This is a genomic window from Brevundimonas sp. PWP3-1b1, assembly GCF_049896065.1.
Lineage (GTDB): Bacteria > Pseudomonadota > Alphaproteobacteria > Caulobacterales > Caulobacteraceae > Brevundimonas > Brevundimonas intermedia_B.
This window is the reverse complement of sequence record NZ_JAFCTO010000001.1, coordinates 186,687-204,453: the sequence shown is the minus strand read 5'-3', so window position 1 is coordinate 204,453 and position 17,767 is coordinate 186,687. Positions and strand designations below refer to the sequence as shown.

The 17,767-nt window shown below is 67.2% G+C and carries 19 protein-coding genes; 14 read left to right on the top strand and 5 right to left on the bottom strand.

From position 1 onward, the window contains the following. Positions 1–83: 83 nt before the first annotated feature. The 10 genes from ACP69V_RS00990 to ACP69V_RS00945 all read left to right on the top strand — a co-directional run bounded on the left by ACP69V_RS00990 (position 84) and on the right by ACP69V_RS00945 (position 9,630). Complete coding sequence (locus ACP69V_RS00990; RefSeq protein WP_426022297.1) at positions 84–281, top strand: Flp family type IVb pilin; 198 nt, start codon at positions 84–86, stop codon at positions 279–281. An 86-nt stretch (positions 282–367) separates the two neighbouring features. Further along, a complete protein-coding gene (locus ACP69V_RS00985) occupies positions 368–556 on the top strand; it encodes a Flp family type IVb pilin (protein ID WP_426022296.1) in 189 nt (62 codons plus the stop codon). 49 nt (positions 557–605) lie between these two features. Beyond that, positions 606–1,124: an A24 family peptidase gene (locus tag ACP69V_RS00980; RefSeq protein ID WP_426022295.1), complete on the top strand. Its 519-nt coding sequence runs from the start codon at positions 606–608 to the stop codon at positions 1,122–1,124. Between the two features lie 118 nt (positions 1,125–1,242). Further along, on the top strand, positions 1,243–2,160 hold the full coding sequence (cpaB, locus tag ACP69V_RS00975) for a Flp pilus assembly protein CpaB (RefSeq protein ID WP_426022294.1): 918 nt from the start codon (positions 1,243–1,245) through the stop codon (positions 2,158–2,160). 11 nt (positions 2,161–2,171) lie between these two features. Next, positions 2,172–3,695 carry a type II and III secretion system protein family protein gene (locus ACP69V_RS00970; protein WP_426022293.1) on the top strand — a complete coding sequence of 508 codons (1,524 nt, stop codon included), beginning with the start codon at positions 2,172–2,174 and terminating at the stop codon, positions 3,693–3,695. A 7-nt stretch (positions 3,696–3,702) separates the two neighbouring features. Further along, on the top strand, positions 3,703–4,404 hold the full coding sequence (locus ACP69V_RS00965; protein WP_426022292.1) for a CpaD family pilus assembly protein: 702 nt from the start codon (positions 3,703–3,705) through the stop codon (positions 4,402–4,404). Between the two features lie 4 nt (positions 4,405–4,408). Beyond that, positions 4,409–5,977: an AAA family ATPase gene (locus tag ACP69V_RS00960; protein WP_426022291.1), complete on the top strand. Its 1,569-nt coding sequence runs from the start codon at positions 4,409–4,411 to the stop codon at positions 5,975–5,977. Between the two features lie 3 nt (positions 5,978–5,980). Next, a complete protein-coding gene (locus ACP69V_RS00955) occupies positions 5,981–7,654 on the top strand; it encodes a CpaF family protein (RefSeq protein WP_426022290.1) in 1,674 nt (557 codons plus the stop codon). A 4-nt stretch (positions 7,655–7,658) separates the two neighbouring features. Then, positions 7,659–8,636: a type II secretion system F family protein gene (locus ACP69V_RS00950; protein WP_426022289.1), complete on the top strand. Its 978-nt coding sequence runs from the start codon at positions 7,659–7,661 to the stop codon at positions 8,634–8,636. A 22-nt stretch (positions 8,637–8,658) separates the two neighbouring features. Next, the gene (locus ACP69V_RS00945; protein WP_426022288.1) at positions 8,659–9,630 is read left to right on the top strand and encodes a type II secretion system F family protein; all 972 of its coding nucleotides are present in this window, start codon (positions 8,659–8,661) and stop codon (positions 9,628–9,630) included. Here ACP69V_RS00945 and ACP69V_RS00940 read toward each other — a convergent pair. Together ACP69V_RS00940 and ACP69V_RS00935 are read right to left on the bottom strand one after the other, a co-directional pair. After that, positions 9,627–10,061, bottom strand: a complete 435-nt coding sequence (locus ACP69V_RS00940; RefSeq protein WP_426022287.1) for an SRPBCC family protein — start codon at positions 10,059–10,061, stop codon at positions 9,627–9,629. The two genes, ACP69V_RS00945 and ACP69V_RS00940, sit on opposite strands and share 4 nt — an antisense overlap. Before the next feature lie 56 nt (positions 10,062–10,117). Continuing rightward, the gene (locus ACP69V_RS00935; RefSeq protein WP_426022286.1) at positions 10,118–10,471 is read right to left on the bottom strand and encodes a hypothetical protein; all 354 of its coding nucleotides are present in this window, start codon (positions 10,469–10,471) and stop codon (positions 10,118–10,120) included. A 90-nt stretch (positions 10,472–10,561) separates the two neighbouring features. Here ACP69V_RS00935 and ACP69V_RS00930 point away from each other — a divergent pair, with 90 nt between their 5' ends. Next, the gene (locus ACP69V_RS00930; protein ID WP_426022285.1) at positions 10,562–11,866 is read left to right on the top strand and encodes an amidohydrolase; all 1,305 of its coding nucleotides are present in this window, start codon (positions 10,562–10,564) and stop codon (positions 11,864–11,866) included. 161 nt (positions 11,867–12,027) lie between these two features. Here the strand turns inward: ACP69V_RS00930 and dapE are convergent, their stop codons facing one another. Next, positions 12,028–13,215, bottom strand: coding sequence for a succinyl-diaminopimelate desuccinylase (gene dapE, locus ACP69V_RS00925; protein ID WP_426022284.1), 1,188 nt, complete (start codon positions 13,213–13,215; stop codon positions 12,028–12,030). 42 nt (positions 13,216–13,257) lie between these two features. On the opposite strand from dapE, the gene ACP69V_RS00920 reads away from it, so the two are divergent. Together ACP69V_RS00920 and ACP69V_RS00915 are read left to right on the top strand one after the other, a co-directional pair. After that, complete coding sequence (locus ACP69V_RS00920; protein ID WP_426022283.1) at positions 13,258–13,734, top strand: cupin domain-containing protein; 477 nt, start codon at positions 13,258–13,260, stop codon at positions 13,732–13,734. Then, positions 13,731–14,984 carry an MFS transporter gene (locus ACP69V_RS00915; protein WP_426022282.1) on the top strand — a complete coding sequence of 418 codons (1,254 nt, stop codon included), beginning with the start codon at positions 13,731–13,733 and terminating at the stop codon, positions 14,982–14,984. Before ACP69V_RS00920 ends, ACP69V_RS00915 begins: the two co-directional genes overlap by 4 nt. A 161-nt stretch (positions 14,985–15,145) precedes the next feature. On the opposite strand, the gene ACP69V_RS00910 is transcribed toward ACP69V_RS00915, so the two are convergent. Next, complete coding sequence (locus ACP69V_RS00910) at positions 15,146–16,171, bottom strand: 2'-deoxycytidine 5'-triphosphate deaminase (RefSeq protein ID WP_426022281.1); 1,026 nt, start codon at positions 16,169–16,171, stop codon at positions 15,146–15,148. An 81-nt stretch (positions 16,172–16,252) separates the two neighbouring features. On the opposite strand from ACP69V_RS00910, the gene apaG reads away from it, so the two are divergent. After that, positions 16,253–16,660 (top strand): Co2+/Mg2+ efflux protein ApaG, encoded by a 408-nt coding sequence (gene apaG / locus ACP69V_RS00905; RefSeq protein ID WP_426022280.1) that lies wholly within the window; start codon positions 16,253–16,255, stop codon positions 16,658–16,660. 383 nt (positions 16,661–17,043) lie between these two features. On the opposite strand, the gene ACP69V_RS00900 is transcribed toward apaG, so the two are convergent. Beyond that, a complete protein-coding gene (locus ACP69V_RS00900) occupies positions 17,044–17,577 on the bottom strand; it encodes a GcrA family cell cycle regulator (RefSeq protein WP_135193912.1) in 534 nt (177 codons plus the stop codon). Between the last annotated feature and the right edge of the window lie 190 nt (positions 17,578–17,767).

The window sequence follows — 17,767 nt, the reverse complement described above, 5'->3', positions numbered from 1 at the left end:
TTGATCCTGCGTTTGGGGGTCAAGCGGGCTACCGGCTCCCCCCGCCAAGTTGCTCGCTGGACCATTTTGAAAAAGGACTACCCATGACCAAGTTCATTTCGCGCTTCGCCAAAGACGAGTCGGGCGCCACCGCCATCGAATACGGCCTGATCGCCGCCCTGATGGCCGTCGCCATCATCACCTGCCTGACCGCCTTCGGCCCGCAAATGAAAACTGCCTTCACGAACATCGGCAGCTCGATGAGCGGCGCCTCTGACACCGACATCACTGCGGGTTCGTGATCGTCTGAAGTTCGCTACATTTTGGGGGCCGGCCGCTAAGGCCGGCCCCCATTTTGATTCAGGATCACCTTTGAGAGGTTTTCAGGATGCGCCAGTTTTTAAGCGATTTTTTCCGTGATCGCTCAGGTGCGACATCCATCGAGTATGGATTGATCAGCGCCCTGATGGCTGCCGTGATCATCGCCGTTCTCTCGGCCTATGGTCCCAGTCTGAAAGCCGCGTTCGTCCAGATGGGATCCGATCTCGCCACGCCGCCGAACGTCACGAACGGTTAGCTTGGGCTTGGAAACCGGTATTTAAGGTCTCGATGCCAGCATAGCGGTCATGGATATTCTGCTGCTCATCGTCCTCGGCGTCTTTCCGGCTCTCGTGATCGTCGGCGGTCTGCACGACCTGATCACCATGAAGATTCCGAACTGGGTTTCTTTGGCGCTGGTCGGCGCCTTCTTTCCTGTCGCCCTGCTGATCGGGGCCGGTCCCGTGGATATCGCGCTTCACGTCGTTGTCGGCGTGGTTGCTCTTCTGATCGGAATGGGCCTGTTCGCCGCGGGATGGGTGGGCGGCGGCGACGCCAAGCTGCTGGCCGCCAGCTGCCTTTGGATGGGCATGAGCGGCCTTGCACCCTTCCTGATCTGGACAGGCTTGGCCGGGGGCGCCTTCTGCCTGCTGCTCATGACCGCACGTCAGTATTTCCCGATGCTCGCGCCATCGGTGTCTCAGGGCTGGGTCGTCAATCTGATGCAGCCCAAGGGCGCCATTCCGTACGGCGTCGCCATCGCCATCGGCGCCTTGCTGGCCCTGCCGGAAAGCGGCCTGTTCCTGGCGTTTGCATCCGGCCGTTAAGGCTACGCTGACCGCCGTTCGCGGCGCTTAGGAAGCGTTAACCCGCAGGGCTCATGATCGTTAACGGCAGGCGTCGGGGGTCGTATCCGAGACAGAACGCCTGCTGGAGACATCCTGGATGAAGCCTGCCCGCATCGTCGTCATTTGCATCGCCGCCGTATCGGCCATTGGTCTGGCCCTGGTGGTCCGGGCCATGGGGTCTTCGTCGAACCAACCCGTCGCGCCCGCCGCCGCCGCTCAGGTCGAAGTTCGACCGATGGCCAAGGTGCTGGTCGCCGCCAAGGATCTGGAGCCGGGCAAGCGCCTAGTCGAAGGCGATCTGGCCTGGAAAGACTGGCCGGTGGACGAGGTCAATCCCGTCTTCATCACCGACGGCTCCACGCCCATTCCGGCCAAACCTGTCGCCGAAACCACGACAGAAAAGGCCTCCAACGCGGTCGAGAGTGTCGCCAAGGCCGCGACCGATATGGCGGGGCCTGGAGCCAAGTCCGACTATATCGGCTCAGTCGTACGCGAACCCATCTTGGCCGGAGAGCCGATCGTGGCGCGCAAGATCGTTCGCGCCGGCGACAGCGGCTATATGGCCGCCTATCTGGAGCCCGGCATGCGCGCCATGGCCATCGGCGTGACCGTGGAGTCCGCGGCGGGCGGCTTCATCCTGCCTGGCGACCGTGTCGATGTGGTGCTGACCGCCGAAACCAATCGCAACGGCGCCGTCGAGGGCGCGACCAGCTCCAAGTTCGCGTCGGGCGTCGTCCTCCAGAACATCAAGGTTCTGGCCATCGACCAGTCGACCCGCGCGGGCGACGACGAACAGGCCGTGGTCGGCGCGACCGCGACCCTGGAGGTCCAGCCTCAGGACGCGGTGCTGCTGGCCCAAGCCAAATCCGAGGGCGAGTTGTCGCTGTCGCTTCGCTCCTATGCCGATACCGCTGGGCCCTCCGGCGCCACGCGTCGCCGCGTTGCGGCGGCCGCCCAACCCCAAGCGGTGCGTATCTATCGCGGCGGCGCGCCCGAAGTGGTGGCGGTGCCATGAAAGCTGTTCCAATGCGCAAGCCCGCAATCGCCGCCGTCGTCTGCGCCCTTCTGGCCAGCCTGGCCGGCGCGCCTGCCGGTATCGCCCAGACGCGCACCGCCGTGTCGATGGGCGCCGCACCGCAACTGATCAACCTGCCGCGCGGCGCCTCGTTCGCCGTTGATCTGCCGGCCGATGCGCGCGACGTGATCGTCTCCAATCCCCAGGTGGCCGAGGCCATGCTGCACTCGCCACGCCGCATCACCGTGATCGGCATCACGCCGGGCGAGACCGACGCCGTCTTCCTGGACGCCGCAGGCCGCACGATTCTGAGCCTGCGTGTTCGCGTCGATGCGGGCACCAGTGCGCTTCAGGATACATTGAGCCGCCTGATCCCAGGCGGTCAGGTCCGCGCCGAGGCGGTCAACGACAGCATCATCCTGACCGGCGTGGCGGAAAATCCTGCGGCTTCGGCCCAGGCGACCCGCATCGCCGCCGCCTTCGTTTCCGCGCCCGAGAAGGTTCTGAACCTGATCACGGTGCCGGGGTCGGACCAGGTGACCCTGAAGGTTCGTGTGGTCGAGGTTCAGCGCAATGTGATAAAGCAGCTGGGGTTCAACACATCGGCCGTCCTAGGCAGGCTGGGTGACACCCAGTGGCTGCTTGCCAACGCCGCAAGCTGGGGCGTTAACGGCGCGCTTCTCGGTGGGATCAGCGCCGGTCCGTCGATCGACACGACAAAGAACTACCAGATGCAGGCCCCTTGTGGCGGCGCCTTCCCGGCGGACGCGCTTTGCCCGATCACAGTCGATGGCAGCCCCGGCGATCCTTCCAACTGGGACACGGCCCAGCCGGGTACCGGGCCTGGTTCGGATGGTCTGAACAAGGGCGAGGCCATGCTCAAGGCTTTTGAACGCGTAGGCTTGCTGCGCACGCTGGCCGAGCCCAATCTGACCTCCGTCAACGGCGAGGCGGCCAGCTTCCTGGCCGGCGGCGAATTCCCCGTTCCGGCCAGTCGCGACAGCGAGGGCCAGGTCACCGTCACGTACAAGCCTTACGGCGTCGGCTTGTCCTTCCGGCCGGTCGTGCTGTCGGGCGGCCGCATCAGCCTGCAGGTCAAGGTCGAGGTGTCCGAGCTGTCGTCCCAGGGCGGGCTGACGATCGGCGCCGGCACGGCCTCTTCGATCACCCTGCCGGGCCTGACGGTTCGTCGCAGCGAAAACACCATCGAAATTCCGTCGGGAGGCTCGATGATGATCGCCGGCCTGCTCCAGGAAAACAGCCGCCAGACGGTCGATTCCCTGCCCGGCGTCACCAATCTGCCGGTGCTGGGGCAACTGTTCCGCTCGCGCGACTATCTGATGGGCGAGACCGAGCTGGTGGTGATCGTCGAGCCCTATATCGTCAGCCCGACCTCGCCGGGCCGGATGCAGACGCCGGCCGACGGCCTGCGGATCGCCAGCGACAGCCAGACGATTCTCTTCGGTCAGCTGAACCAGGTCTATGGCCTGCCCAATGCGCCCCCGGCCGGTTCGGTCGGCTATGTGATCGAGTGAGCGCCCCGTGACCCGAAACGTGACCCGCAGCATGATCCGCACCCCGACTATCGCCCTTCTGATCACGACGGTTCTGGCGCTCGGCGCCTGCGTCGGCGGACCGGCCAGCCTGGGCGGCGAGCCGCCGTTGACCCCGACGTCGCGCTATCAGCTCCAGGTCGAACCCGATTTGGACCGGATCGCCCTGGCGGTCCATGAGACCGGCCTGTCACCCGCCCAGGGTGACGCGATTCAGGCGCTGGTCGCCCGTTATCGCAGCGTGGACGCCGTGCCTCTGGTGATCGAGGCGCCGGCCGGAAACGATCCCGTCGCCTTGCAGCGGGCCTATGACGTCAAGTCCGCCCTGGCGGCCTGGGGCGTGTCGCCGGATCGCATCATGCTGGTCAGCTATGCCGCGCCAGATCCGCGTGCGCCGGTCGTCGTCGGCTATCAGACCGTTCGCGCCGTCGTGCCGCGGTGCGGGACGACGTGGGGCAATCTGGGCCGTTCGGGCGACAACCAGTCGGCCTCTAACTTCGGATGCGCGGTCACGGCCAATCTGGCGGCCCAGATCGCCGATCCGCGCGACATTCAGACGCCGCGCGCCATGACCCCGGCCGACGCCGGACGCCGAACCGTCGTGTTCGACAACTATCGTGCCGGACGGCAGACGGCGGCTGCGGCTGAAACCCTGGTCACGGCTACCGCCGTCTCCAATGCGGTGAACTAGAGCCATGAGCACCGCCCCCGTCCCCCGCGAGTTCGATACTTTCGACGACGCCTTCGATGTCGATATGGATTTCTCCGAGCCCTTGGCCGAGGTTCCGACGGAGCGGACGCGTGCGCCGCTTGTGTTCACGGCCGCCGCGCCCGTTCAACCGGCGCCCCAACCGCTTGCGCCTGTCGTCGCAGCGCCCGCCTATGTCCCCGAGGCCCCGGCCTTCAACCCTGTCGGGGACGTGGTGGCCCAAGCGCAGGCCAGCCTGATCGAGACCGGGCTGGACGCCGTCGGTCTGGGCTCCACGGGACTGGCGCCGTCCAGCTCCATCGGCGAGGTGTCGGTGCCGCGCATCGCCATCCATGTGTTCGCCGAGCGCCAGGATACGCTGGCGGCTGCCGAGCGCGCGGCCCAGGATCGCCGTCTGTCGCGCGCGACCACCCAGATCCGCGTCGGGGGTGTGCCGGCCGCCGTCGAGACCTATCATCACGAACCCACGCCGCCGCTGATCATCGTCGAGTGCCTGAAAGACCCCCAGACCCTGTTGTGGGAAGTCGATCAGCTGGCCGAGGTCTGCGACGCGGGCACCAAGGTGATCGTCGTCGGGGCGACCAACGACATCATCCTGTTCCGCGAGCTGATGCGTCGCGGGGTCAGCGAATATCTGGTCGCGCCGTTGCAGCCGCTGCAGCTGATCGCGGCCATCGGCGGCCTGTTCAACGATCCGGCCCAGCCCTTCGTCGGCCGCACCATCGCCTTCGTCGGCGCACGGGGCGGGGCGGGGGCCTCGGCGGTGGCGCACAACACCGCCTATGCTATCTCGGAACGGATCGGCGCCAATACCGTCATCGTGGATTATGACCTGCCGTTCGGCACCGCCGGCCTGGACTTCAACCAGGACCCGTTGAGCGGGGTCGCCGACGCCCTGGGCCAGCCCGACCGGCTGGACGCGACCCTGCTGGACCGGATGATGGTCCGCTGCACCGACAAGCTGAGCCTGTTCGCCGCCCCCGCCAGTCTGGACACGGACTGGGACATCTCGACCGAGGCGTTCGAGGAGGTCACGAACCAGATCCGCGCCACGGCGCCGTTCGTCGTGCTGGACCTGCCACACCTTTGGTCGCCGTGGATGCGCCGCACCCTGATCAGCGCCGATGAGGTGGTGGTGGTGGCCACGCCCGACCTGGCCTCGCTGCGCAACGCAAAGAACATGATCGACCTGATCCGTCAGGGTCGCCCCAACGATGCGCCGCCGCGCCTGGTGCTGAACCAGGTCGGCGTGCCGGGCCGTCCCGAGATCCCGGCCAAGGACTTCGGCGCCGCCCTGGGGGTTCACCCCAGCCTGATCATTCCCTTCGACGCCAAGACCTTCGGCGCCGCCGCCAACAACGGCCAGATGATCCTGGACGCCGGGGCCAAGACCAAGGCGGCCGAGGCCTTCCAAACCCTGGCCCAGATCGTGTCGCGTCGCGAACTGCCCATGGTCGCGGGACCGAAGGGAAAGCCGGCGAAAGCCGACAAGGCGTCCAAGCCGGCGGCGTCGCCGTCCAAGTCCCTGTTCGCCAACATGTTCAAGAAGCGCTGACGCGTGTTCGGCAAGCGCACAGGTCAGCCAGGCGTCACGACGGCGCCGATGCGTCCGGCGCCTGCGCTGGCCGGCGAGCCTGTGTCCGTCTTCAAGGTCGATGCGGCCGCGCCCCCGCCGGGGATGGCCGCCCAGGCCCAAGCTCGGGCCCAAGCTCAGGCCAAGGCTGAGGCCTACGCCTTCGCCGACGAAGATCTGGAGCCGGCGGCGGACGCCTTCGAGCGCGCATCGGCCCCGACGCAGCCCGCGCCCGCCGACCGTCTCGACGCCCTGGCCTCGCGCCCCAAACCCAAGCCGGAAGCGCCGCGCCCGACCGGCAACGTCGCCGGAACCGGCCCCAAGGCCACGGCCGGTCTGGAACAGCTGAAGAAGGCCCAGGCGGTCGCCGAAATCGTCCGTGAACAGAGCGACTACTATCACGCCACGAAGACGACGATCTTCAATGCGTTGATGAACACCATCGACCTGGCCCAGCTGGCGCATCTGGACCAGAAGGCGGCGTCCGAGGAAATCCGCGACATCGTCGCCGAGCTGGTGGCGATCAAGAACGTCTCCATGTCGGTCGCCGAGCAGGAGCATCTGGTCCAAGACATCGTCAACGACGTCCTCGGCTATGGCCCGCTGGAGCCTCTGCTGGCCCGCGACGACATCGCCGACATCATGGTCAACGGCGCAGGCCGGGTGTTCATCGAAGTGAACGGCAAGGTCCAGCTGACCAATGTCCGTTTCCGCGACAACACCCAGCTGATGAACATTTGTCAGCGGATCGTGTCTCAGGTCGGCCGCCGCGTCGATGAATCCAGTCCCATCTGCGACGCCCGTCTGCCTGACGGGTCGCGCGTCAACGTCATCGCGCCGCCGCTGGCGATCGACGGCCCGACGCTGACGATCCGGAAGTTCAAGAAGGACAAGCTGACGATGAAGAACCTGGTGGAGTACGCCTCCATCAGTCCCGAGGGCGCGCGCGTCCTGGGCGTCATCGGCGCCTCGCGATGCAATCTGGTCATCTCGGGCGGCACGGGCTCGGGCAAGACGACCCTGCTGAACACCCTGACGGCCTTCATCGACCCGACCGAGCGCGTCATCACCTGCGAGGACGCCGCCGAGCTGCAGCTGCAGCAGCCGCATGTGGTGCGTCTGGAAACCCGCCCGCCCAACCTGGAAGGGCAGGGCACGATCACCATGCGGGATCTGGTCAAGAACTGCCTGCGGATGCGTCCCGAGCGGATCATCGTCGGCGAGGTGCGCGGCCCCGAGGCCTTCGACCTGTTGCAGGCCATGAACACGGGTCACGACGGCTCCATGGGCACGCTGCACGCCAACAGCCCGCGCGAAGCCATCAGCCGGATGGAATCCATGATCACCATGGGCGGCTACGGCCTGCCCTCGCGCACCATCCGCGAGATGATCGTCGGCTCGGTCGACGTGATCATCCAGGCCGCCCGCCTGCGCGATGGCTCGCGCCGCATCACCCACATCACCGAGGTCGTGGGGCTTGAGGGCGACGTGATCGTGACCCAGGACCTGTTCGTCTACGACATCACCGGCGAGGACGAGAACGGCAAGATCATCGGCCGTCATCGTTCGACCGGCATCGCCCGTCCCCGCTTCTGGGACCGCGCCCGCTACTATGGGCTGGAGCGCGAGCTGGCCGACGCCCTGGACGCGGCGGAGTAGGACGATGCTGCCGATCCTCGCCGCCGTTCTGGCCTTCATCACCATCGGCGGCCTGGGCTGGGTCTTCGTCGGGGGCGACGATTCGTCGGCCCAGGCGGTCAAGCGCGCCCAGAACCTGGGCGAGGCCAAGAAGAACCCCGCCATCGCCCGCAAGGCCGCCGCCGCCAATACGCCCGATGCGCGCCGCAAGCAGATTCTGATCCAGCTTCAGGAAGCGGACCGTCGTGAGCGCAAGGCGCGCACCACCCTGGCGGCGCGCCTGAAACAGGCGGGACTGAGCCTTAAGGTGCGGGCCTTCTACATCATCTCCGTCGTCGTCGGTGTGGTGGCGACGCTGGTCGCCCTGGTGTTCGGGCTGCACATCCTGGTGGTGCTGGGCGTCGCCTTGATCTTTGGCCTGGGCCTGCCGCGCTGGGTCGTCGGCATCCTGGCCAAGGGGCGGATGAAGAAGTTCTCGCTGGAGTTTCCCAACGCCGTCGATGTCATCGTGCGCGGCATCAAGTCGGGCCTGCCGGTCCACGAGTGTTTCAAGATCATCGGCCGCGAAAGCCCCGCGCCGCTGGGACCGGAGTTTCAGAAACTGGTCGAAGGCCTCGGCGTCGGCCTGACGCTGGAGCAGGCGCTGGACAAGATGTACGAGCGGATGCCGACGCCGGAACTGCGCTTCTTCACCATCGTCATCGCCATTCAGCAGAAGACCGGCGGCAACCTGGCCGAAGCCCTGGGCAACCTGTCCACCGTGCTGCGCGCGCGACGCATGATGGGCGAGAAGATCAAGGCGTTGTCGTCCGAAGCCCTGGCCTCGGCGGGCATCATCGCCTCCCTGCCGCCGGTGGTCATGGGCCTGGTCCTGCTGACGTCGCCAGCCTACATGATGCCCCTGTTCAACGACTTTCGCGGCAACTTCCTGCTGCTTGTCGCGGTCGCTTTGATGGCGACCGGCGTCTTCGTGATGAAGCGCATGATCTCGTTCAAGTTCTGAGGCGAGGATCATGGAAAGCTTGATGCGTCTCCTCACTGATCCGCAGAACCTGCTCAGCATCGGCGTGGGCGTGCTGGTCTTCGCCACCGTACTGACCCTGCTGTCGTCGATGGGCGGTGAAGTCGATCTGGACAAACGGATGAAGGCCGTCTCCGAACGCCGGGACGATCTGAAGCGCCGTTCGCGCGCCAATATCGCATCGGGGCAGGGCGGGCTGCGCCACACCGACGACGGTTTCAAGAAGCGGGTCGTGGATCGGCTGAACCTGACCAAGCTTCTGGAGGACCCCAAGGTCGCCGGCCAGATGGCCCAGGCCGGCTATCGCGGGCCAAAGCCGCTGACGACCTTCTACTTCTTCCGCTTCGCCTCGCCCTTCGTCTTCATGATCGTGGCGGCCTTTTACATGTTCGTGATGAAGATCGTGGACTGGCCCACGATGAACAAGCTGACGCTGGTCATGGCGGCCGCCGTCGCGGGCTTCTATGCGCCCAACCTCTATCTGAAGAACCGCATCAACAAGCGCCGAACCTCGATCATGCAGGCGTTTCCCGATGCGCTGGATCTTCTGCTGATCTGCGTCGAGTCCGGCATGTCCATCGAGGCGGCGATCACCAAGGTCAGCCAGGAAATGGGGCCGTCGTCGATCGATTTAGCCGAAGAACTGTCGCTGCTGTCGGCGGAGCTCAGCTATCTGCCTGAGCGTCGCATGGCCTATGAGAACCTGGGCAAGCGCACCAATCATCCGGGCGTGAAGTCGGTGGCCACCGCAATGACCCAGGCCGAAACCTACGGCACGCCGCTGTCGACCGCCCTGCGCGTCATGGCCAAGGAAAACCGTGACCTGCGCTTGTCGGCCGCCGAGAAGAAGGCCTCGGCCCTGCCGGCGCAACTGACCGTGCCGATGATCCTGTTCTTCCTGCCGGTGCTGTTCATCGTCATCCTGGGACCGGCGATTCTGACCGTGATCGACATGATGAAGGCAGGCGGCGGCTAGCCCGCCTCCGCCGCCGACTTGAGACCCTCGGCCGCACGCTCCAGCGCCCCCCTGATCGCCGGGCGGTGCTTGTCGTGGAACAGTTCGCCGCGCAGGCCCGAGAAGCGGATGCCCACCGTCAGGATGCAGTTGCCGGGCCCCAACTCCTCGATCTGAATGTAGCGCAGGCTCTGGAACAGGAAGCCGCGTCGTTCCGCCCAGACCAGACGCATGCGCGGCTGCCATTCGACGACCTGGGCCAGGGCCTGACGCTCGGGCATGTCGGGCCAGGCCTCGGTCATCGTCAGCCGCCCGCCATAGGCGATAGCGCCTTCGACATCGGTGTCGACCGGGTTCCAGGCGCTCCAGCCGGACAGGTCGGCGATCAGATCCCAGATCCGGTCCGAGGTCGCCTGAACGCCGACGCGTTTTTCGATACGAGTGTCATCCATGGTTTCGCTCTGGCACGGCTTGTCGCCGGAAGGAAGGCGCAACCCGCCGTCTGGCTTCAGTCCGGTTCGACCAACTTCAGCCGCCGCCCGTCGTCCAGCCCCAGCCGCGTCTTGACCTCGAACAGGTCCGCGCCGGCGGGAATGATCAGCAGCTTCTTGGGCTGGGCCGAGTTGACGGCGACCACCCCGCCCTTGGGGCAGATGTCGAAACAGTCGGCGCCGGTGACGATCAGCCCGCCCTTTCGCCCCTGCTTGCCCTTCTTGAGGTGCAGGTATTTGCGCAGCGCCTTCTTCAGCGTCAGGTCGCCGCCGGGGCCGAAGCCGCCGTCCAGCTTCTTGGAGCATTTGCGGCACACCAGGACCACGTCCCGCCATTCCGTCTTCGCGGTCTTGAAGTCCTTCTCGGCCATGCCGACAGAAATCGCCGTTCGCGATGGCTTGCACAAGCGCTCGCGGCGCCGTCACCTGCGATCAGGCTTAAAATTTCACGGGACCTTCACATGCGCCGACTGTTCGCCGCCTCCACCTTGGCGCTGCTGCTCGCGGCCGGCGCCGCCCAGGCGCAAGCCGTCGATACGGCGAGCGTGGACGCCGCCGTCCAGCGCGTGATGCCCGAGGTGACCGCCTGGCGTCGCGACTTCCATCAGCATCCCGAACTGGGCTTCGCCGAGACCCGCTCGGCCGGGGTGATCGCCGACCATCTGCGGTCCCTGGGGCTGGAGGTCCGCACCGGCGTCGGCAAGACCGGCGTCATAGGCGTCCTGCGCGGCGCCCGTCCGGGCCGGGTCGTGGCCCTGCGCGCCGACATGGACGCCCTGCCGGTGCAGGAGGCCACGGGCCTGGACTTCGCCTCCACCGCCACCGGCACATACATGGGCAATACGGTGCCGGTCGCCCACGCCTGTGGCCACGACATGCATATGGCCATGCTGATGGGGGCGGCTGAAGTCCTGGCGGGCATGAAGGACCGGATCGCCGGCACGGTGGTCTTCGTCTTCCAGCCGGCGGAGGAGGGGGCCCCTCCGGGAGAACCCAAGGGCGGCGCCGCCTTGATGATCGCCGAGGGCGCGCTGAACGATCCCAAGCCCGAGGCCATCTTCGGCCTGCACGTCGTGCCGGGCCGTCCGGGCAGCGTCTTCTATCGACCCGAGGGCTTCATGGCGGCGTCCGACCGTGTGGACATCAGCCTGAAGGGCAAACAGACCCACGGCGCCTGGCCCTGGCGCGGCGTGGACGTGATCGCGGTGGCGGGCCAGGTTATCGAGACGGTCAACACCCTGACCGCCCGCACGGTCGATCCGACGACCACCCCGACGGTCTTCACCATCGCCACCCTGAACGCCGGCGTCCGCTATAACATCATCCCCGACAGCGCGACCCTGTCGGGCACCTTGCGCACCTTCGACGTGGCCCAGCGCGACGCCCTGGTCGCCCGCGCGGAGACCGCCATCGACCACGTCGCCGCCGCCTATGGCGCCACCGCCGAGTTCGGCGTCAGACAGAACGCCGCCCTGGTCTTCAACGACCCCGGCCTGTCCGCCTGGCTGGCCCCGGTCCTGACCGAGGCGGCGGGCGCCGGCAACGTCAACCCCGCCACGCCCCCGACCACGGTGGCCGAGGACTTCAGCTATTTCCAGCAGGTCATCCCCGGCGTCTTCTACCACCTGGGCGCCAGCCCTGAGGGCGTGGGCCCCGCGACCTCGGCGCCCAACCACTCACCGGAGTTCTCACCGAACGAGAAGGTCCTGCCGCTGGGGGTGAAGACGCACGTGCTGACCGCGCTGCGGTTTTTGGAGCGGAGTTAAGTTGCGATCCCCCTGTCTCCTCCCCGCCTCGCGGGGAGGTGGCGCGGCGCTTCTTCAGCGCCGTGACGGAGGGGTTCTTGCCCCGGACTCGGTGCGGCGGACAGACCCCTCCACCGCTTCGCGGTCCCCCTCCCCGCAGAGCGGGCAGGAGACGGAGATCATCACAGCCGTTCGAACACCGTCTCGATGACCCGGCGATAGACCGCCGTCAGGGTCTCCAACTCCGCCACCGGCACCCGTTCGTCGATCTGGTGCATGGTCTGGCCGACCAGGCCCAGTTCCAGCACCGGGCACAGGGCGCGGATGAAGCGGGCGTCGGAAGTGCCGCCGGTGGTGGAGGCCTCGGGCCGGCGGCCGACGACGGCCTCGACCGCGTCCTGCACCGCCGCGACGAAGGCGCCCGGTTCGGTCAGGAAGGCTTCGCCCGAGCACAGGTGCTCCAGGGTGATCTGCAGCCCGGTCTCGGCCTGCATGGCCCCGGCCTCGCGGTTCAGCCAGTCGATCAGGCCGTCCCCCGTATGGCTGGGGTTGAAGCGGATGTTCAGCCGCGCCTTGGCCTGGGCCGGGATGATGTTGGTCGCCGGATTGCCGATGTCGATGGTGGTGATTTCGAGGTTCGACGAGGGAAAGCCCTCATAGCCGTCGTCCAGCACATGGTCGTTCAGGCGGGCCATCAGGCGCGCGATCACCGGGGCGGGGTTGGCCGCCCGTTCGGGATAGGCGACGTGGCCCTGTTTGCCCGTGACCGTGATCCAGGTGTTCAGCGAGCCGCGCCGCCCGACCTTGATCATGTCGCCCAGGTGCTGCGACGACGACGGTTCGCCGACCACGCAGGCGTCGATCACCTCGCCCTCGGCCGCCAGGGTCTCGACCACCCGTTTGGTGCCGTGAAGCGCCGGGCCTTCCTCGTCGCCGGTGATCAGGAAGGAGAGGGAGCCCTTCGGCTCGCCCTCGGCGATGACCTGGGACACGGCGGCGACCCAGGCGGCGATCCCGCCCTTCATGTCCACCGCGCCCCGGCCGTACAGGACGCCGTCCCGGACCTCGGCGGTGAAGGGTTGCGACGACCACTGCTCCGACGGCCCGGTCGGCACCACGTCCGTATGGCCGGCGAAGCACAGGTTGGGCGAGGCGGTTCCGCGTCGCGCATACAGGTTCTCGATCCGCGCATGGACCCCTTCGCCCCCCGGGCCCTCAAACGCCAGCCGGCGACAGGTGAAGCCCAGGGCCGTCAGATGGCGTTCCAGCACGTCCATGGCCCCTTCGTCGGCGGGGGTGACGGACGGAATACGGATCAGGTCGCGGGTCAGTTCGACAGGATCGATCACAGGAGTTGATGCGCGGCTCATGCGCCTATGCTTTACGGACATCGCGTCACGGCGAGAAGTCCCATGCCCAAGATCGACATCGACGCCGCGCCCCGGGGCGACGGCACGACCTATCCCGACGCCTTCGCCGGCCCCTGTCTGCCGCGCCGCCGCTGGAAGCTGGGCGATGCGGCGGGCCTGAGCCAGTTCGGCGTCAACCTGCTGCGTCTGCCCGACGGCGCCTGGTCCAGCCAGCGCCACTGGCACGAAGCCGAAGACGAGTTCGTCATGGTGGTCGAGGGCGAGGTCATCCTGGTTGAGGACGAGGGCGAGACGGTGCTGCGCGCCGGCGACTGCGCCGGCTTCAAGGCCGGCGTCCCCAACGGCCACAGGATCGAGAACCGGTCCGGCCATGAGGCGGTTCTGCTGGAGGTCGGCACGCGCAGCCCGACCGTCACCCCTTGCGACTACCCCGACATCGACATGGTCCTGCCCGCGGGCGCCGACCGCTACTTCCACCGCGACGGTTCGCCCTATCCGAAACGGCCCAGACGCACGTGACCTCAAACTCCATTGACGCCGGCCCCTCCAGTCCGTGGGGCATCCGCGATTTCCGCCTGTTGTGGTTCGGCCGCGTGGTCGCCGTGCTGGCGATCCAGATCCAGTCCTCGGCCCTGTTGTGGCAGGTCTATGAGATCGCGCGGCGGGATCACCCGATCGAGCAGGCCAGCCTGTATCTGGGCCTGGTCGGCCTGTGTCAGTTCCTGCCGCTGCTGGCCTTCACTCTGCCGGCGGGGGCCATGGCCGACCGGCGCGATCGAAAGCGCACGGTGTGGATCTCCATCCTGGTCGAGGCCGCCTGCGCCGGCTCCTTCCTGGCCATGGCCTTGCACGGAAATCCACCCCTGTGGGGCCTGCTGGCGGTCGCCGCCCTGTTCGGCGCGGCGCGGGCCTTCCTGGCGCCGGCCAGCCAGGCCTTCCTGCCGATGGTGGTGGGGCGCAAGGCCCTGCCGCCCGCCATCGCGGCCCAGTCCATCGCCTTCCAGACCGGGGCCATCGCCGGCCCGGCCCTGGGCGGGGTGATCGTGGGGGTGAACGTGCCCCTGGCCTATGCGGTGTCGCTGGGCATGTTCCTGCTGGCGGTCGCGGCCTTCATCCTGATCCGCACCAGCGGCAAGCCCGCGCCCCAGGCCAATCCCCTGTCGCCCATCGAGTCCGTCAAGGAGGGGCTGGCCTATGTCTACAAGACCAAGATCGTCCTGGGCGCCATTTCGCTGGACCTGATCGTGGTGCTGTTCGCGGGCGTGGCCCTGCTGACGCCGATCTTCGCGCGCGACATCCTCCACGTCGGCCCCCAGGGGTTCGGCCTGTTGCGGGCGTCGTTCGGTGTCGGGGCCATGGTGGTGGCGATCTATCTGAGCCGTTACCCCATCGTGCGGCACGGCGGGCGATGGATGTTCGCGGCGGTGGCGGTGTTCGGGATATGCACGGTGACGTTCGGGCTGTCCAAGATCGTTTGGCTCAGCGCCCTGGCCCTGTTGATCGGCGGCGGGGCGGACATGATCAGCGTCAATATCCGCCAGACCCTGATCCAGCTGGCCACGCCCGATCACATGCGCGGGCGGGTGTCTTCGGTGTCGATGCTGTTCATCGGCGCGTCGAACGAACTGGGCGAGGCCTATTCGGGCGTGATGGTCCGTCTGCTCGGCGCGGTCGGGGCGGCGGTGTTCGGCGGCTTCGGCGCACTGGCGGCCACGGGCGCCTGGTCGGCGATGTTCCCCGGGCTGAGGAAGGCGGATCGATTGACGTGAGGACCGCGTCTCCTCCCCACTTGTGGGGAGGGGGACCGCGTAGCGGTGGAGGGGCTCTTGAAGTCCCGCAGGCGTCTGTGATGCGGCGAAGAACCCCTCCGTCTCTCCGCTTCGCTACGAGCCACCTCCCCGCGAAGCGGGGAGGAGACTTTAGCGCCGGCTCACCACCCCCTGAAATGCTTCGACAGCTTCAGCCCCTGGTTCTGATAGTGGCTGCCGCTTTCGCCATACAGGCGGCTGGGGCGTTCGGTCAGGGGCTCGTAGACCAGGCGGGCGACGATCTGGCCGTGTTCCAGCAGGAAGGGGGTGTCGTGGGTGCGGACCTCCAGCACGCCCTTGGAGCCGGCGCCGTGCGCCTCGTCCGTACCGAAGCCGGGGTCGAAGAAGCCGGCGTAGTGGACGCGGAACTCGCCGACCGACGGGTCGATGGGGGTCATCTCTGCGGCCTGATCGACCGGGATCTCCACGTCGTCGGACGAGGCCAGGATGTAGAACTCGCCCGGATCCAGCAGCAGTTCGCCGCGACGCAGGGTCAGGGGCTCCCAGAAGTCGCGCGGGTCGTGGCCGTCGATATGGTCCAGATCGACCACCCCGGCGTGGCGGCGCCCCCGGAAGCCGACGACGTCGCCGCCCTGAAGATCGACGCCGACCGAACGGGTCTCCAGCTTGGGCGGATCGCCGGCCTTCAGCCGCAGCTGGTTCAGCCGGGTGCCGGGGCGCACCAGAATGGAAAAGGTTTGGGGCGCGACCTCCATGTAGAGGGGGCCGTCATAGCCTTCGGCGACGTCGTCGAAACGGGCGCCCTGATCGGTCAGCAGGCGCACGAAGACATCCACACGGCCGGTCGAGCTTTTCGGATTGGCTCGCGCGATCAGTCCCTTGGGCAGGTTCAGCCGTTCCTGAAGCCGCACGATATAGACGCAGCCCTTTTCCAGAACGACGCCGGCGGGGGTGATCTCGATGGCGTGCATGGCCACGTCTGCGATCCGCTCCTCGACCTTGCGATGGCCGGGCAGGAAGGAGGCGCGGACGCGCCAGGCCTGGTCCGACAGGCGCAGGTCCAGGCTGGCCGGCTGGACCTGGTCGTGATCGAATTCTGTGTCCGACGTGATGGCGCCCGTGGCGATCAGCGTCTCGATGGACTGGGCGGGCAGGATGCCGGGACGGGGCGCTTGGAAGGAGCTCATGGCGTCTGTCTCACACGGTTTTCACGACTTGTCTCCAAGTCGCGCTTGCAGCCCGCGCACGGCGGGGCGAGCATATAGCCCATGCATGACGGACCTGCCTATACCGCCGAATCGAACGGCATCCTGATCCGGGTGCGCCCCAGCTATCTGGCAGGGCAGTCGGATCCCGACGAGGGCCGCTGGGTCTGGGCCTATCAGATCGAGATCGTGAACCTGTCGGGATCGACGGTTCAGCTGATGGCCCGCCGCTGGACCATCACCGACGCCCACGGCCATGTCGAAGAGGTGCGCGGACCCGGCGTGGTCGGCGAACAGCCGGTGATCGAGCCGGGCGGCAGCTACGCCTATGCATCGGGATGCCCGCTGAGCACCGACAGCGGGTCGATGGTCGGCGCCTATTATATGACGGACGCCGAGGGCCGCAGTTTCGAGGCGGAAATCCCGGCGTTCTCGCTGGACACGCCGGGTGCGCGGCGGGTGTTGAACTGACGAAATCCTCCTCCGAGAAGCGTAGCGAAACGGGGGAGGGGGACCGCGAAGCGGTGGAGGGGGCGGACGCAGACTTCACGCCAAACGCCGATAGTCGGTCTGGCGAAGTCTGATGTTGAACTTTGAAGATTGAACCCGTTTCGCCCCCTCCACCCCGCTTCGCGCGGTCCCCCTCCCCCGCTGTGCTGGGGAGGATCGAGAAGGCGGATGGGGCTGCGTCAACCCGGATGAACCGCAGCCCCGCCCCTGAAGTCTCGCCGGCTTGCTTGCGCAAGCCGGCGAGGGGGAAGTCGGCTCCCTTAAGGAGCATCTGTGACGCGGGAATGACCCGCGCGAAGCGCGGCGCTCAAGCAGCGAGCGACCGCGTCGTGAGCGTAGCGCCCTTAGATGTAACGACGCAGGCTGCGGGCCAGGTCGGAACCGCTTTCCTTGGAGCCGCGACGGACTTGCGGCTGGTAGGCGACGCGGGCGTGTTCGACGCAATAGACGCCTTCCGAGGAGCGGCGGCCGCAGAAGCTGAACTCGCGCGACGACGGGTCGCCGATCGGCCATTTGCACATGTGTGCGCCCAGGGTCATCACCGTCGCGGTGCCCGGCAGGTCTGGGATCGGGGCAGGGACGGGCGCGGCGGGCTGGACCGGCTTGGGCTGGACGGCCTCAAGACGGCGCGGGGCCGAGGGTTGGGCCGGCGCGGCCGGCGCGGGGCGCGGACGGGCGGTGCGGAAGGTCGCGGCGACGGTGCGCGCCGGCTGCGAAGGGGCGGCCCGGCCCGACAGGCCCAGGCGGTGCACCTTGCCGATCACGGCGTTGCGGGTGACCCCGCCGCCCAATTGTTTGGCGATCTGGCTCGCGGACTGGCCCTCAAGCCAGAGCTTCTTCAGCGCGCCTACGCGGTCGTCAGTCCAGCCTGCGGTCATGCCACCCTCCAGCGAGTTTGGATTCAATATCTAGGTCCAGGCTCCCCCTCCGGGGTCTTGACCTACAACTAATCGTAAACCAGCCGTTAAGAGACGCAAGATGTGCGAATCAACCGTCCACAGAAACCAGATATTGAATCATCGTTAAGGTTAAGGCGGATTGGCGATGCGGTGACGCGTGGATCGTGAG